Origin of the sequence: Pseudoglutamicibacter cumminsii, assembly GCF_003143995.1 — a bacterium.
Classification (GTDB): Bacteria; Actinomycetota; Actinomycetes; order Actinomycetales; family Micrococcaceae; genus Pseudoglutamicibacter; species Pseudoglutamicibacter cumminsii_B.
This window is the reverse complement of record NZ_QFWG01000002.1, coordinates 12014-28054: the sequence shown is the minus strand read 5'-3', so window position 1 is coordinate 28054 and position 16041 is coordinate 12014. Positions and strand designations below refer to the sequence as shown.

Genomic DNA, 16041 nt, shown 5'->3' with positions numbered 1-16041 from the left:
TTAAAGCTTTGCTTGGGAAGCAATGTTAGCCCGCGGATCATCGCCGGCAGTAGCCTGCGCATAGTCCTCGACGGCCTTCTTCGCTTCCTCAGAAAGGTCCTTCGGAACCACGATGTTGAGCACAACGTACATGTCGCCCGTGCGCTTGGACGTCTTCACGCCACGGCCACGCAAACGCATGCGCTTGCCCGATGGGCTACCCGCCGGAACCTTCATCCGCACGTTTTCGCCGGAGATAGTTGGAACCGAAATCGTGGCACCCAAAGCGGCCTCGTTGAAGCTCACCGGGACCTCAACCGTGATGTCGTTGCCGTCGCGTTTAAAGAACGGATGCTCGTTGACGCGCACGGTCACCAACAGGTCGCCTGCGCCTGCAGCCCCCGGTTCACCCTTGCCTTTCGCGCGGATCGTCTGACCATCACGCACGCCCGCAGGGACGCGGATCTCGATGACCTCGCCTTCGCGGGTCCGCAAACCGATGGTCGTGCCCTCGATCGATCCCTTGAACGAGATCGTGGTCTCGGCCTTCCGGTCAGCACCACGTTGCGGACGCTGCTGGAAGCCACCGAAGCCTCCCCCGCCGCCACCGAACATGCCGCCCAAAATGTCCTCGAACCCAGCTCCACCACCGCCGGTCGAGTAACGGACACGCTGCCCGCCACCGCCGAACACATCGCCGAAGATGTCCTCGAATCCGCCGCCACCGCCACCAGCGGTAAAGCGGGCACCCGAGCCCATGGCGCGGATCGCATCGTACTCTTTGCGCTGCTGTTCATCGCTCAGAACCGAATAGGCCTCTGAGATGTCCTTGAACTTCTTCTCAGCCTCGGGATTGTCCTTGTTTGTATCCGGGTGGTACTTGCGCGCCAACTTCCGGTAGGCCTTCTTAATGTCGGCCTCACTGGCGTCCTTGGAGACGCCCAGCGCCGCGTAAAAGTCTTTTTCGACCCAGTCTTGACTGGCCATCGTGACGCCTCCTAGCCTCACTCAAAATCTCTAAAAATCTGTATCTACAACCGTGGAAACAGGCGGCGGCGGGTTCAATAGACCTTCCGTCTAGACCCGCCGCCACACTGTTTCACGTCATGCTTTATTCACCGGTGGAAACCATGACCTGCGCTGCACGCAGAACACGGTCACCGCGTTTGAAGCCGATCCTGAAAACCTGCCCCACGTGATCCTCCGGGACACCCTCAACAGGCTGGCGGAGCATCGCCTCGTGGATCGCCGGGTCGAACTCGACACCGGTCTCGTCGATCCGCTCAAAGCCGATGCTGCCCAGGGCACGCTCCAGCTTGTCGGCGATCGCCGCGAACGGTCCGTCCTCCAGATCACCATGAGCACGAGCCGCATCGATATCATCCAAAACCGGAATCAAGCTAGCCACGGCCTTATTGAGGCCCTCATCGTGAGCGTTCTTCTTATCCCGCTCTACACGGCGGCGGTAGTTCGTGAACTCCGCCTGCAACCGCTGGAGGTCCTCTTTGTATTCGGCCGCGAGGCCCTCCGCATCCATTTCGCCGGATGCGGAGGCCTCTTCGGCTCGTGCGGCGTCGTCGAGGATCTGCTGAGCCTGGCCCAGCGCATCGGTGTCAGCTCCGCCCTCTACCGGGGTTTCAGGGGCCTGCTCGTCGCGAGCCGCTTCCGCACCCGTCTCTTCAGGCTGCTGATCGCCTAGGTTCTTCTCCTCGTTCGACATATGCCACTACCTCACTTCTGGTCTTCGTCTTCGTCAACGACCTCGGCGTCTACGACGTCGTCGTCATCCGAGCCGCCAGCGTTAGCCGCGCCCTCAGCGCCAGCCTCAGACTGAGCCTGTGCATACAGAGCCTCGCCCAGCTTGGTCTGGGACTGCTGCAGTTTCTCGAACTTAGCCTTGACCTCGTCGTCGTTGCCCTCTGGGGTTTCAAGTTCCTTCTTGAGCGCATCGACGTCAGCCTGGACCTCGTTCTTGACGTCCTCTGGCAGCTTGTCAGCGTTGTCCTTGATGAGCTTGTCCACCGAGTAAGCAGCGGACTCTGCAGCGTTGCGGGTCTCGGCTGCCTCGCGGCGTGCCTTGTCCTCTGCAGCGTGCTCTTCAGCTTCCTTGACCATGCGGTCGATGTCCGACTGATCCAGCGAGGTGCCGCCGGTGATGGTCATGGACTGCTCGGTTCCGGTGCCCTTGTCCTTAGCGGAGACGTGCACGATGCCGTTAGCGTCGATGTCGAAGGTCACCTCGATCTGTGGGAGGCCACGTGGTGCCGGGGCGATGCCGGTCAGTTCGAAGGTGCCCAGTGGCTTGTTGTCGCGAGTGAACTCGCGCTCGCCCTGGAAGACCTGAATCGACACGGATGGCTGGTTGTCTTCCGCGGTCGTGAAGGTTTCGGAACGCTTGGTTGGGATCGCGGTGTTGCGTTCGATCAGCTTGGTCATGACGCCACCCTTGGTCTCGATACCGAGGGAGAGCGGGGTCACGTCGATCAGCAGAACGTCCTTGCGTTCACCTGCGAGCACACCTGCCTGAAGTGCCGCACCCATCGCGACAACCTCGTCTGGGTTGACGCCCTTGTTTGGCTCCTTGCCCGCCATTTCCTTGACGAGATCTGCAACAGCTGGCATGCGGGTCGAGCCACCCACGAGAACGACGTGGGCAATGTCGCTGACCTTGACGCCGGCTTCTGCGATGACGTCGTTGAATGGCTTGCGGGTCCGCTCAAGCAGATCCGAAGTCAGGTCCTGGAACTTAGCGCGGGACAGGTGCTCGTCCAAGTGGACTGGGCCCTCTGGGGTCACCGAGAGGTACTGTAGCGAGATGTTGGTGCTGGTTGCCGAGGACAGCTCACGCTTTGCCTGCTCTGCGGCTTCACGCAGACGCTGGAGAGCGATCTTGTCGTTGGACAGGTCAGCGCCCTTGCTCTTGGCGGACTCGAGCAGCCAGTCGACGATGCGCTGATCCCAGTCGTCACCACCGAGGCGGTTGTCACCTGCGGTTGCGCGAACCTGAATGGTTGCGAAGCCGTCTTCATCCTTGCCAACTTCGAGCAGCGAGACGTCGAACGTACCGCCACCGAGGTCATACACCAGGATGAGTTCGTCTTCCTGACCCTTGTCGAGGCCGTAAGCCAGTGCAGCCGCGGTTGGCTCATTGACGATGCGGGACACCTTGAGGCCCGCGATCTCGCCAGCTTCCTTGGTTGCCTGACGCTCAGCGTCGTTGAAGTATGCAGGGACCGTAATCACGGCGTCGGTGACCTTTTCACCGAGGTAATCTTCCGCATCGTGCTTGAGCTTCATCAAGATGCGTGCAGAGATTTCCTGCGCGGTGTACTTCTTGTCATCGATGTCGATGGTCCAGTCAGTGCCCATGTGGCGCTTGACGGAGAAGATGGTGCGGTCAACGTTGTTGACGGCCTGGCGCTTAGCGATGTCACCCACCAGGACCTCGCCACCCTTCGAGAACGCAACCACCGATGGGGTGGTACGCGAACCTTCAGCGTTAGCGATCACGGTTGGCTCGCCAGCCTCAAGGATGGAGAGCACCGAGTTAGTAGTACCGAGGTCAATACCTACAGAACGTGCCATATGAATTCCTCACTTTCGGCCGTTCAACGAACAGCCCTTCAGTTGCCTATTCGACTCAACGCTTGGATTCCATGGCGATCGATCCAGCGATCGGATCTCCAAACCTGAGCCATCTGTACTCAAGTATGTAACATGAGTCGAGTCTTGTCAACTTATCCTGAGTCGAGAGCGCTCAACTTTGATTTGGCTACGCTGGAGTCATGCTGGAAAACACTTCAACCACCACCGCGGACCAGGCTTCGCACGCTGAAGCGGACCACACCTCTGGTGAAGGCCAGGAACCGTTTACGATTCTCTTCGTTTGCACCGGCAACATCTGCCGCTCAGCGATGGCGCACTACATGCTCCAAGACGCGCTCGCCCAAGCAGGCATCAGCAACGTGCGCGTCGACTCGTGCGGAACGTCCGACGAAGAAGCCGGCAACCCTGCCGACCCACGCACCGAACGCATACTGAACGACCTCGGCCTCACAGCGAAAGGCCACGTGGCCCGCCAACTCAACGCGGGCGACTGGGCACAGACCGACCTGTTCCTCGCCGCGGACGTCCGCCACATCGAAACCCTCCGCACCCTCGCGCCAGCCGAGATCAACCCGGCCCGCATCCGCATGGTGCGCTCCTTCGAACCCGGCGCCGCTAACCAGCCCGAAACCAACCTGCGCATGGCAGACCCGTGGTACGGCGACATGAGCGACTTCGAAACCACACGCGAGCAAATCACCGCGGCGCTCCCAGGGATCATCGAATGGGTACGCGAAGCAAGCCGGTAATCATCGCGGTCGACGGCCGCTCAGGAACCGGGAAAACTCACCTGAGCCTCGAGCTGGCCGAATGGTTGCAAGCACAGGGCCGCAGCGTTGATGTGTTGCATCTCGACGAGCTCTACCCGGGCTGGCACGGCCTCCACACGGGCCTCGAAACCTACACACAGCAACTACTGCCCGCCTTGGCACGCGACGGCCACGTCACCTGGACGCCCTGGAACTGGTACACCTCACGCCACGACGCCCCACGCACGCTAGGGCCGGCGGACGTCATCATCCTCGAAGGCGTCGGAGCCGGGCATCCTGCCGCCCGGCGGTTCCTCGCCGGGACTCTCACCCTGACCCTCGACACCGCGACCCGCAAAAACCGCGCCCTCGCCCGTGACGGCGCAACCTACGCACCCCACTGGGACACCTGGGCCGCACAAGAAGAGCAACTACCCACCGCAAGCGACGGCCCCAACGACATCAGCATCAACGTCGACAACGGGAGCGGCGACGTGCTCGCCCGGGCCCGCGTCTGGGTCGGAGCGCTTCCTGCACAGCTTTAGTCAGCGCGCTACTGCACGACTGCAGTGAGGCGCGCTACGTTATCCAACCACTTCGCCATTGGCGAGCGGGCTTCCCACGCTTCCATCGTCAACAGCTCAGACTTATCTTTATACGAATCCATGATCGCGTTGAGCGAGGCCACGCATTCGCTACCTAGGGTCAACATCGTGATCTCGTTGTTGAGGCTGAACGAACGCATATCCATGTTCGACGACCCGAAAACCCCCACCGTGTCATCGACCGTGACGCACTTGGAATGCAGAACGTCCGGGGACGGGTACCGGTAAATCTTCACGCCGGCGTCCAGCAAGGTGTCGTAGTAGGACTGTTGCGCGTGGTTGGTGATCTTGTTGTCGCCTTCGCGGCACAAATACAGTTCGACGTCAATCCCGGACTGCGCCGCGGTCGTCAGCGAATACAGCAACGAATCATCGGGAACCAGGTACGGCGTCGTGATGCGCACCTGCCTTCTCGCGTTATAGATGAGCGAGTTGAACATCCGCAAGTTGTTCTCCTGCGGGTAACCCGGGCCCGAAGGGATCATCTGAGCGAGCGTATCGCCAGGGCGGTCGTGCTCGGAGAACTGGAGCTGATCGAACACTTGATTACCGGATTCAAGGTACCAGTCGGTTGCGAAAACGAGGTCCAGGTGGTCGACCATGGGGCCTTCGATGCGGGCCATCATGTCGATCCATTCGCGCCCGAGCTTGTGCGCGGAACGGCGCAGGTAGCTCGGTTCGATGAGGTTGATCGAACCCGTCATGCCGATGCGGCCGTCGACCACGAGGATCTTGCGGTGGTTGCGTAGATCCGGGCGACGCCAGCGCCACTTGAACGGCGCGATGGGCAGCATCCGATACCACTCGATGCCGGCTTTCGTGAGGCGCTTTTTCATCTTCCGGTAGCCAGGCAAACGCCAGGTACCGATCTGGTCGAACAGGAACCTCACCTTGACGCCGCGAACCGACGCCCGCTCAAGCGCTTGGAACACCGGCTCGGTGTATTCCTTATCAACGCCCGCGATATAGAACTCGACGTGCACGTAGTCGGTCGCCGTGTCGATGTCCTCGGCCATCGTCTTCATGATGTTCTTGTAGTCGGCATCGAAACGGAATCGGTTACCGCCGGCGAGCGGATAACCCGTCAGGTTCTGGTTGAGCTCGGAAACACTCGTGACCCAGCGCGGGAAGTGACCGGGAACTTTATCGAGCGGATCCGGGCCCACCGCCTTCATGATTTCCCGGTTGACTGCTTCTTGCCGTTCACGCCGTGGCTTGTTGAGTCGGTGCGAACCGAACAGCAAAAAAATGATGAGGCCCACGTAAGGCAACAGGAAGATCGCAAGCAGCCACGCCATCGCGGTCGTGGGGCGGCGCCCGCCCGGGACAATGCCGAGCATCGCGATGCGGATCAGCAAATCCACCGTGAGTAGCGAGTACGTGAGCCATTCAGGCCAATTCGCTGGCAAGAGCCAGATATCGCCCATCCAGGTGTCCTCTCACGTCCGCCGGCAACCATCGATTCGCCCGAGGTTGCAATAAACCAATACCTGTAACTTTATCTGTCGGCGCTTTGCCGCGAGTACGCTGTGACTCAATGAACCTTTGTGACAGGCGTTTGTGACGGTCTGTGTGACGGTTTAGAGCGTGGAGGGGTTATGGCTCGGCAGAATGCGCCTCGATCGATGGTCGGCGTGTGGATTGAACGCGATGTTGCGGCGCCCGATGCGGCGGTTGCTTCCGATGCGGCGGTTGCTTCCGATGCGACGGCGGGTTGGTCTGCTCGTTGCGTTGATCCGGCGGCTGGGTGGTTGCGACTCGATGATGCGGGTGTGACGCGCGGGGACGGCGTGTTCGAGACGTTGTTGTATAGGCGTGGGCGGATCCGTTCTGTGGGTGAGCACTTGGCGCGGATGGAGCGTTCCGCTGAAGCTCTCGCGCTCGAGATTCCGCCGGCTGACGTGTGGGAGCGTGCGATCGCGCTGGGCTTGGAAGCGTTCTTGGCACAGGACGCAGATTCCAACGCAAGCCACGAAGAGGCGGAGCCGGACGGCGAACCCGAGGCGTCGATCCGTTGCGTTGCCACCCGCGGCGCCCCAGGCACAGGTGCTGCATGTTTTGTAACCCTCTCCCCTGTTCCGGCGCGGGACCCGGACCCTAAACCGATCAAGGTTCTGACGCTGGACCGCGGCTACGATTCCGGTGCGGCCCAGCGCGCCCCGTGGCTACTTCTCGGCGCGAAGACGCTCTCCTACGCGGTGAATGTCGCGGCGTTGACGTACGCCAAGAGCCAGGGCGCGGATGATGCGATCTTCGTGACGAGCGACGGCCTCGTACTCGATGGACTGACGGCCTCCGTGGTTGCTGCATACCGCAGCACCGAAGAGCCTGGGCGGATTGTGGTGCGCACCCCGGGTGTTGAAACGGGCGGCCTCGCAGGCACCACGGTCGCGGCGATCGCTGAGGCTGCGAAGGCTCACGGCTGGGCGGTCGAGTCTGTCCCGATGCGCCCCGCTGACCTGCTCGCGGCCGATGCTTTGTGGCTCGCGAGCTCGGTTCGGATGCTCCGGCCGGTCTCACATGTGGATGGCGTAGAGGTGTCGATGGACCCTGAATTGCATGAGGTTCTTTCCCACACTCTTGAACAAACGCTGTAGCGATGAAACAAACACTGTAGTGTGGAACCTGTGAATGCTTTGAACAAGATTTTCGCGTCCATCTTTTCCCTCGTTGCGGGAATCGTCGGCTCCAAGGTCCTGGAGAATGTGTGGCTCCAGGTGACCGGCGCCGATGCCCCGACGAAGAAGAACAAGGAAGCCCGCGAGGAAGCCTCCGCAACCCGTGTTGCGCTCTTCGCCGCGATCTCCGCCGGCATGATGGCGTTGATCCAGACCTCGATCGAGCAGGGCTCCAAGAAGGCCGCCAAGCGCTCCAAGAGCAACCCGGAAGAGATCTAGAACCCGGAGATCTGAAACCCGGACGAACTTAGACTGCTCCCCGTGAGTTGCGCTGTGTCAACAGCGGCCAACTCGTGGGGAGCAGTTCTATGTATGGCCACCTACTCAGCGCGTCTCCCCAACCATGCGCACGCGGCTACGACGATCGCCTCAACCCCACGGTCCAGAGTCGGTTGGAGGTCGGGAGCGAAAGCCGGGTTGTGGTTGCCAACAGCGGTGCTCGTATCAGCGAAGCCGCCGAGCCCCCAGTACGTATACGGAACGCCCCACTCGTCAGGGATGACGGAGAAATCCTCGGATGCAGGCACCGCATCCAGGTCACAGGCTTCATCACCGAAGTAGGCGTCGAAAGCGTCCCGGACGCTGTCAGTCGTTTGAGCGTCGTTGTCGGTCAGCGGGTAGCGGTCGTAGTACGTGAACTCTGGTTCGTGCGGGCTGCGGGCGGCAAGGCACTCTGCTCGTACGATGCGCTCGATCGCCTCTTTCAGGTGCTCACTCACTTCGCTGCTGTATGCACGAGTGTTGATGAGCAGCTCGGCCGAATCAGCAATGATGTTGGACTTGGTTCCCGCGTGGATCGCACCAACAGTCACCACAGCGGTCTCGCTGGCCGCCACTTCACGCGAAACGACGGTCTGAAGCCTCATCACGATGCTGGACGCCAAGACAACCGGATCCACGCCGAGCTCCGGCATCGAGCCATGGGATCCTTTACCGTGCACCGTGACCTTGACCGAGAAAGCAGAGGAGAGCACCGGCCCGCGGCGAGTCCCCACGTAACCCCCAGGCAAGCTCGCGAGCACATGCTGGCCGAGGTACACATCGGGCCGTGGCATTGCTTCCTCGACGCCTGCCGCGAGCATCGCCCGTGCACCTTCAGCGGTTTCCTCGGCGGGCTGGAAAACCCCAACGAAGGTTCCGGACCACTGATCCTTGTTTTCGCTGAATGCCTGCAGCGCACTCAGAAGCGACATGAGGTGAACGTCATGCCCGCACGCGTGTGCCACCGGAACCTCAGCGCCAGTCTTGTCATCAACCTGTGTTGCTGTGGAGGCGTAATCCTTACCCGAGACTTCCTTGACAGGCAACGCATCGATGTCCGCGCGTGCCGCCACGACCGGGCCGTCGCCGTTTTCGATGACCGCAACCACGCCGGTTTCGCCGACGCGGTTGGCAGAAATACCTGTGGCTTCGAGCTCTTGCAGAATCCGCTCAGAGGTCACGTGCTCCTGCATGGATAGCTCAGGGTTCTGGTGGAAAAACTTATACAGTTTTTCGCGCTGAGGGCGCGTTGACGCGAGCCCGCTCAGAATGGCCCTTGCGCGCTCAGTGGTGGCCATCGACCTCAGCCTGCACAGCAGTCGGGTGGTGCAGGGCCTCACCGCGCGGAGTCCGGTGGTCCTCCGCGTCCTCGGCGGCCTTCACAACCGCCTCGAGGTCGTCCTCGATCAGCGTTGCCCGCTTGAGGTGCTTAGAACGGTACGCGGCACGCCCCACCATGTGAGCAGAAACCGGGTTGGTCAGAAGCATCATGATCCAGATCAACGCCAAAACCGGGATCGCTTGCCACACCGTGGTCTTGATCGCCACGGCACACAGCATCATCAAAAGCCCCAAAACCTGAGGCTTAGCAGCCGAGTGCATACGGGACAGCACGTCAGGGAACTTGAGCATACCGATCGCCGCAGACAAACTCATCAGGCTACCGCCGATCATCAACACAGCCGCGGTGATATCCCAAAACAACGTCCAGTTCACGCCGAATCACCCCGCTCAGTCCCCGCACCATGGGTGGAGTCCGGGCCCGTCCCCTCGACCGGCATCTGAGTAGCAGCAGAAGAGGCCGTAACCCTCGCGACCGTAACCGAACCCAAGAAACCAATCACCGACGCCAAGAAAACCATCGGCAACGCCGAAAAGTCACTCGACACCGCCATCCAAATCAGCAAGCCGCACGAAATAATCACCAACAAAACATCCGAGGCGATAATCCGGTCCAAAAGCGACGGCCCACGCACAATCCGGACCACCGTCAACACGGCAGCCAAACCCAGCACCACCGCTGCCGCCAATGCGGCTAAGCCAAACCAGCCGTATTCAGCCCACCACATCATCGGACGCTACCTCCCTCACTGCGTTCAGCTTCAACAGCGTGCTCAGCGTCAACCGCGGCGTCTACCGAATGCCAGCCATCAGCCTCTCGACGAGCAGCAACCAACTCACGCGCGACCCGCAGCTCCTCTTTACGCAACAGCCCCAGCTCTTCACGAGAACCCATCACATAAATCAGGCGCCGCTCAATCTCCAAAACATCCGCGCGGAACCTATTCGCCTCATCCGTGTTCCGGATTCCCAAAACATGCAGGTACAACGTCCCATGGCGGCGGTCCACATCCACCACCAGCGAACCCGGAATCAGCGACGCCACATGGCCCACCGCGGTCATCAGCAAGTCATCACGCGTACGCAACGGAACCTCAACCACCGCGTTCGTGACATTCTTACCTTGCCTCCACGAAACCCACGTGACCTGGAGCGAACCAGACACAATCTGGCCCACAAACCAGCCCATGAACGCGAGCCCACGGATCGGCGAGAACCGCCCCGAAAGCACGACGGGCGGCAGCCGGAAAACACGCACAATCAGTAGTGAAAGCGCCAGGCCAAACAGTATGTTCGCGAATGCGAACGACTGCCACAAGATGCACCACACCACCACGAGCCACACCAGAAGCGGCAGCTCAACCAGCAGGCGGCGCATCGACTTCACGAAACGGCTCACTTGCCCGCACCCCCTTCACCGGACGGATCCTCCAAGGTGCGGCCCTTGCCATCCTCCGGGCCACCCCGCTCTGGCGCAGCACGGTTCGATGCCTCATACACGGCCACCCGGTATTCCTCGCCCTTGACCATCGCGGCAGACGCCTTGTCTGTGAGCTTGAACAGCGGGCCCGCGAAAATCGTCAAAGCCAACGATGCGCACACCAGCGCTGCGGTGGACCCCACCATGATCCCTGGAAGGACCTTCACATTGCCGTGGTCGGAGTACCGCGAATCCGGGAACTGGGCTACCGCCTCATACGTGCGGACGCGACGGAACTTCTTGTTCATCGCCTCCAACAGCATCGGATCCGCATCCTCGGCGTCCTCAGCGCGGCGCCAGAACGCACGGTTCCACACGCGAGCCACCGCAACCAGCGTCAACAAGCTCGTGAGCAGCGAAGCCGCGATGTTGACCCACGCCATCGCCGAACCATCCTCGACACCGCCGATCACCAAACCGACCTTGCCGATGAAGCCCGAGAACGGCGGGATACCCGCGAGATTCATGGCAGGGATGAAGTACAGCACCGCCAAGAACGGGGCGAGCTTAGCGAGCGAACCAAGCCGCTCAATATTCGACGTACCGCCACGGCGCTCAATCAGGCCCACGACCATGAACAACGAAGTCTGAACCAAAATGTGGTGCGCGACGTAGTAGATCGCCGCCGCGTAACCGGTCTGCGTGCCCAACGCGATACCGAAAACCATGTAGCCGATGTGGCTCGTGAGCGTAAACGAGAGCATACGTTTGATCTCGGTCTGGACGAGCGCACCCAAAATACCGATGATCATCGTCAGAACCGCGACCCACATCAGAAGATCCGAGAGGTCGTTGTCCCTGAAAAGCAGCGTCTCGGTGCGCACGATCGCGTACACACCCACCTTGGTGAGCAGGCCAGCGAACACCGCCGTGACCGGAGCCGGCGCCGTCGGATAAGAGTCCGGAAGCCAGAAGCTCAACGGGAATACCGCCGCCTTGACACCGAACGCGATCAAAACCATCAGGTGCAGCAACGTCTGCGTCGTCGGGCCAAGCTGCGCGATCTTATCCGAAACATCCGCCATCGAAACCGTGCCCGTCGCCGCGTAAATCACGCCGATCGAAATCAAGAACAGCATCGACGAGAGAACCGAAACAACCACATAGGTTGTGCCGGCGCGCACACGCTCAGCCGAACCACCCAACGTGATCAACACATAGGACGCGGTCAAGAAAATCTCGAAGCCCACATACAGGTTGAACAAGTCACCCGCGATAAACGCGTTCGAAACACCCGCAACCAAGAACATGTACGTCGGATAGAACACCGAAATCGGGCCGTCGCCCTTCTGGTCCGTATAGCCCTGCCCCGTCGCGTAAATCAGCACCGCAAGCGAGACCACGTTCGAGACCACCAGCATCAACGCCGCAAACTCATCCACGACCAAAGTGATGCCAAACGGCGGAGCCCAGCCACCCATCGTCACCGCGGCCGCGCCCAACGAATACGCCCGCAACAACAACACGAAACCGATCAGCAACGAAAGCGAGAGCGTCGTGATCGAAACGAACCTCTGAGCACGCGGCGAACGCTGAAACACGAACGCCAAAGCAGCACCCAGAATCGGTAGCACAACCACCAGCGGGGTCAGCGACACAACATCGAAAGGCAACGCATCCCAGTTCATCAGCGATCACCCTTCTCTTGCTCTTCGCGTTCCTCGCGTTCAGCTTCCCGCGCCATCTCCGCCATGTACTCGTCAACAACCCTGCGCGACTCAGCGCGCGTCCGGGCCGCCTGAGCCGGAGTCAGGTTGTCAGGGTCCTCACCCAAGCCGCCGTCGTCATCCGATTCGACTTCATCCGGCGTCGCGAACTCGGAATCCTCGACGTGCAGCTCGCCGTCTTCCTCAGGGTCGTGCACAATGCCTCCCTGCGAAACACGCACGTCCTCAGCGTCAGCCTGAATCTCATCCGCACGCGAAAGCCACCACGAACGGTAAATCATGCCGAGCAAAAACGCCGTGACCGCAAACGAAATCACGATCGCCGTGAGGATCATCGCCTGCGGAAGCGGATCCGAATAATCCTCCGCAGGCACGTCCCCACCCACCAGCGGCGCCAAACCACCTGGCCCGCCAGCCGTCAGGATCAAAACGTTCACACCATTGCCCAGCAACAGGATGCCCAACAAGACCCGTGTCAGCGTGCGTTCAAGCATCAGATAGATGCCCGCGGAGACCAACACCGCGACCATCAACAGCATCGTTATATCGATCGTCATCGGGTCACCTCCGATCCTTCGTCAGCACCTGCACCTGTCGCACCACCTGGCCCACTTGAGTTGCCACCTGTGCTGCCGCCGCGTGAGAAGTTCTGCCCGCGCACAGCCGCACCGTCATAGCCCACCAACGCTTGCTGCGCTTCACTCACGTGCTGGATCTCCGCGTCAAGGCGCACATCGAGCTCAGAGCCCAGCGATTCCAGAACGTCCAAGACCAAGCCGACCACGATGAGGTACACGCCGATATCGAAGATCGTTGAGGTCACAAAGTGATGCTCACCGAAGAAGGTGAAATCAATAACGGCGGTCTGGAAAACCTGCCCGCCGAAGAACAGCGGGAAAATGCCCGAGGCTGCCGCGATCGTGAGCCCCGTACCGAGCAGTGGGCCTGGGCCTATACGGATCGCTTCGGCCAGCTCAACTCGGCCACCTGCGAGATACCGCAACACGAGCGCGAGACCCGCGAGCAGGCCTCCCGCAAAACCGCCGCCCGGCGAGTTGTGGCCCGCGAACAAAAGATAGATCGAGAACAGAATGAACGAGTGGAAGATCAGCCGGGTGATGACCTCGATGATGATCGAGCGCCGCTCCGGTGCAAGCGTCCGGCCAGCTACGAGCCACGCCGAGGACGTATCTGCACGTTCAGCGTCAAGGAAGACGCTCGCCACACGCTGACGCACCGCCGAGGCGTACACAGTGCCGATCGAGCCGGGCGCAACGTTGCCTGCGCGAGTCCGGTCCGCCCCGCGCGTCACCACGAAGATAAGCGACGCAACACCGGTCGCCGCGATCGCTAGAACAGTGATCTCTCCGAACGTATCCCAAGCACGAATATCCACGAGCGTCACGTTCACGATGTTGTGGCCGTGGCCGCCTTCAACGGCCAGCTGCGGGTACTTGAGCGAGATCGGGTCTGCGGTGCGTGCCGCCATCGCGAGGCCCGCCGCAACGGCCGTGAAAACACCGAAGCCGATCGCCACGGCGAGCTGAACGCTCCGGCGCCTACGAGGCCGGCCTTGCCACACCGAAGCCGGCAAAACGCGTAGCGCAAGCAAGAACGCGATCAGCACGATCACTTCGATCAACAGCTGCGTCACAGCGAGGTCCGGCGCGCTGTGGAACGCGAACAGAGCTACCATGCCGGAGCCGGTCAGCGAGACCATCAGCACGCCCATGAAGCGGCGGCGTGCCCGCATCGCGGCCACCGCACCAACCGCCATGACAACCAGGATCAGGACGTTGACGAGCTTGGTTGTGAACACGAGGTTCGTGGTCTGTTCGCCGCGGTCGAATGAGACGCCACCGCCCGCGAGAACACCGATGGTCGGAACCAGGAGCGCGGTTACGAGGATGACCGCGAGGTAGTAGGACAGCTGGCCTCGCTGCAACGCGGATGTCACGCGGTGCGCGGTCCAGTCGATTCCGGTGATGACGTAGCGGTAGGTGCGTTCGCCATCGATGAGCGCCGGGACGCGGGCTTGGGCCTTAGCGACGATTTCCCGCGCGAAGAACATGATGAGGCCGAGCGCCACGATCCCAGCGGTGATCGCGAGCTCGATGGTGAACCCGTGCCACAGCTCAAGCGGTGCCGTGTGCGGCTCCAGATGTGGGAAGACGTTGGCCGCGGGGCTCAGGAGCGCATCGGCTGGGCCTGGAACGAAGCCGAGGATGATAGTTCCGAGCGTCAGCACGACGATAGGGGTTGCGAGCGTCGGTTGGGTCCAGCTGATCTTGGTGGGCTCGACACCTGGCTTGGTTGCGAAGGAGCCCCACACGAAACGGGCGGCGTACGCGAAGGTCAGCACGGAGCCGAGCGCGAAGATCACGGTCACGAGAACGCTCGCGTCCGTTGGCGCCTCGATGAGGGCGGCGAGGGCGGTTTCTTTAGCGATGAAGCCGAAGGTGATAGGAAGGCCTGCCATCGAAGCCGCGGAGATGACCGAGCACACAAACAGAACCGGGCGTGCTTTCCACAGGCCGGAAAGGTTGCGCAGATCGCGGGTACCGGTTCCGTGGTCGATCGCGCCGACGACCAGGAACAGCGCGGATTTGAACAGGCCATGGCCGAGCATGAGCGCAAGCCCACCGAGCATCGCCGCTGGGGTTCCGATGCCGAGGACCGCGATGATGAGGCCGAGCTGGGACACGGTTCCGTAGGCCAGGACGAGCTTGATATCGGTTTGGCGCAACGCACGCCAGCCACCCAGCAACAGCGTGTAGAGGCCGAAGCCGACGGTCAGCAGCGTCCACCCCGGAGTGTCCGAGAACCCTGGCGCCAAACGCGCAACGACGTAAACGCCAGCTTTGACCATCGCCGCGGCGTGAAGATAGGCCGAGACCGGGGTCGGTGCGGCCATCGCGCCGGGAAGCCAGAAGTGGAACGGGAACAACGCAGACTTGGAGATCGCGCCCACCAAGATCAAAATGATCGCCGCCGTGACCACCGCGTTCTCTGCAGTCAGCGCGTCGGTCATCATGAGGATCTCGGAGAGCCGGAACGTACCGGCGGTAACTCCGAGCATCACGAGCCCACCGAACATCGCAAGGCCACCTGCGGTGGTCACGATGAGCGCGGTCAGCGCTGAACGGCGTGCAGAGAGACGCGAGCGGGCGTAACCGATCAGCAGGTAGGACAGGATGGTGGTCATCTCCCAGAAAATAAACAGGGAGATCAAGTCATCTGACGTCACAAGGCCGAACATCGCGGCCGCGAACGCCGTTAGCTGCGCAGCGAAAGGACCGATCGAGGCGTCTTCGGATTTGAAGTAGCGGGCGCAGTACAGCAACACGAGCGCGCCCACTCCGAGGATCAAAAAGCTTAGAGCGGCAGCCAGCGGATCCAAGCGGAAAGCGAACTCCACATCGAACGTTGGAATCCACGTATATTCCTCTTGCGGAATAAGATCTTGGCCGACCGTTCCCGGGGCAATTTCCCCCAAGTTTCCGGGCATTCCCCGCACAACCACCGTGGTCAGCCACACGAAACCTGCGGCCGGGACCAGCGCCAAAACATAGAACGCGTTCCTACCAATCCAGCGCACCAAAAGCGGGGCCAAAAATGCCGCGACGAACAGTGCAAGCAGGACTGGGAGCACGGTTTCACCTAACGTCTCGATGT

15 protein-coding genes are annotated in these 16041 nt (G+C 61.2%); 4 read left to right on the top strand and 11 right to left on the bottom strand.

The window, feature by feature from the left end:
* From CAY35_RS01895 to dnaK, 3 genes are all read right to left on the bottom strand, one after another.
* Positions 1–966 (bottom strand): DnaJ C-terminal domain-containing protein, encoded by a 966-nt coding sequence (locus tag CAY35_RS01895; RefSeq protein ID WP_109303101.1) that lies wholly within the window; start codon positions 964–966, stop codon positions 1–3.
* A gap of 124 nt (positions 967–1090) precedes the next feature.
* The gene (locus CAY35_RS01890) at positions 1091–1699 is read right to left on the bottom strand and encodes a nucleotide exchange factor GrpE (protein WP_109303100.1); all 609 of its coding nucleotides are present in this window, start codon (positions 1697–1699) and stop codon (positions 1091–1093) included.
* 11 nt (positions 1700–1710) lie between these two features.
* The gene (dnaK, locus tag CAY35_RS01885) at positions 1711–3564 is read right to left on the bottom strand and encodes a molecular chaperone DnaK (RefSeq protein ID WP_109303099.1); all 1854 of its coding nucleotides are present in this window, start codon (positions 3562–3564) and stop codon (positions 1711–1713) included.
* Positions 3565–3764: 200 nt separating this feature from the next.
* Here dnaK and CAY35_RS01880 point away from each other — a divergent pair, with 200 nt between their 5' ends.
* Positions 3765–4334 carry a low molecular weight protein-tyrosine-phosphatase gene (locus tag CAY35_RS01880; RefSeq protein WP_109303098.1) on the top strand — a complete coding sequence of 190 codons (570 nt, stop codon included), beginning with the start codon at positions 3765–3767 and terminating at the stop codon, positions 4332–4334.
* On the top strand, positions 4310–4879 hold the full coding sequence (locus CAY35_RS01875; RefSeq protein ID WP_109303097.1) for a hypothetical protein: 570 nt from the start codon (positions 4310–4312) through the stop codon (positions 4877–4879). The genes CAY35_RS01880 and CAY35_RS01875 overlap by 25 nt, the downstream gene beginning before the upstream one ends.
* Positions 4880–4887: 8 nt before the next feature.
* On the opposite strand, the gene cls is transcribed toward CAY35_RS01875, so the two are convergent.
* Positions 4888–6366, bottom strand: coding sequence for a cardiolipin synthase (cls, locus tag CAY35_RS01870; protein ID WP_109303096.1), 1479 nt, complete (start codon positions 6364–6366; stop codon positions 4888–4890).
* A gap of 171 nt (positions 6367–6537) precedes the next feature.
* On the opposite strand from cls, the gene CAY35_RS01865 reads away from it, so the two are divergent.
* Together CAY35_RS01865 and CAY35_RS01860 are read left to right on the top strand one after the other, a co-directional pair.
* On the top strand, positions 6538–7536 hold the full coding sequence (locus CAY35_RS01865; protein WP_109303095.1) for an aminotransferase class IV: 999 nt from the start codon (positions 6538–6540) through the stop codon (positions 7534–7536).
* A gap of 30 nt (positions 7537–7566) precedes the next feature.
* Positions 7567–7836, top strand: coding sequence for a DUF4235 domain-containing protein (locus tag CAY35_RS01860; protein WP_181377447.1), 270 nt, complete (start codon positions 7567–7569; stop codon positions 7834–7836).
* Positions 7837–7937: 101 nt separating this feature from the next.
* On the opposite strand, the gene CAY35_RS01855 is transcribed toward CAY35_RS01860, so the two are convergent.
* From CAY35_RS01855 to CAY35_RS01825, 7 genes are read right to left on the bottom strand one after another with little or no spacing between them, the layout of a single operon-like run.
* A complete protein-coding gene (locus CAY35_RS01855; protein ID WP_109303093.1) occupies positions 7938–9176 on the bottom strand; it encodes an amidohydrolase in 1239 nt (412 codons plus the stop codon).
* Positions 9163–9594, bottom strand: a complete 432-nt coding sequence (mnhG, locus tag CAY35_RS01850) for a monovalent cation/H(+) antiporter subunit G (RefSeq protein ID WP_258265589.1) — start codon at positions 9592–9594, stop codon at positions 9163–9165. Before mnhG ends, CAY35_RS01855 begins: the two co-directional genes overlap by 14 nt.
* Entirely contained in the window at positions 9591–9950 is a 360-nt protein-coding gene (locus CAY35_RS01845; RefSeq protein WP_309136515.1) for a monovalent cation/H+ antiporter complex subunit F, read from the bottom strand. Before CAY35_RS01845 ends, mnhG begins: the two co-directional genes overlap by 4 nt.
* Positions 9947–10618, bottom strand: coding sequence for a Na+/H+ antiporter subunit E (locus CAY35_RS01840; RefSeq protein ID WP_109303092.1), 672 nt, complete (start codon positions 10616–10618; stop codon positions 9947–9949). The genes CAY35_RS01845 and CAY35_RS01840 overlap by 4 nt, the downstream gene beginning before the upstream one ends.
* Positions 10615–12327 (bottom strand): Na+/H+ antiporter subunit D, encoded by a 1713-nt coding sequence (locus tag CAY35_RS01835; RefSeq protein WP_109303091.1) that lies wholly within the window; start codon positions 12325–12327, stop codon positions 10615–10617. The genes CAY35_RS01840 and CAY35_RS01835 overlap by 4 nt, the downstream gene beginning before the upstream one ends.
* Positions 12327–12923 (bottom strand): Na(+)/H(+) antiporter subunit C, encoded by a 597-nt coding sequence (locus CAY35_RS01830; RefSeq protein ID WP_109303090.1) that lies wholly within the window; start codon positions 12921–12923, stop codon positions 12327–12329. Before CAY35_RS01830 ends, CAY35_RS01835 begins: the two co-directional genes overlap by 1 nt.
* Positions 12920–16018, bottom strand: a complete 3099-nt coding sequence (locus tag CAY35_RS01825) for a Na+/H+ antiporter subunit A (protein ID WP_375231742.1) — start codon at positions 16016–16018, stop codon at positions 12920–12922. Before CAY35_RS01825 ends, CAY35_RS01830 begins: the two co-directional genes overlap by 4 nt.
* Between the last annotated feature and the right edge of the window lie 23 nt (positions 16019–16041).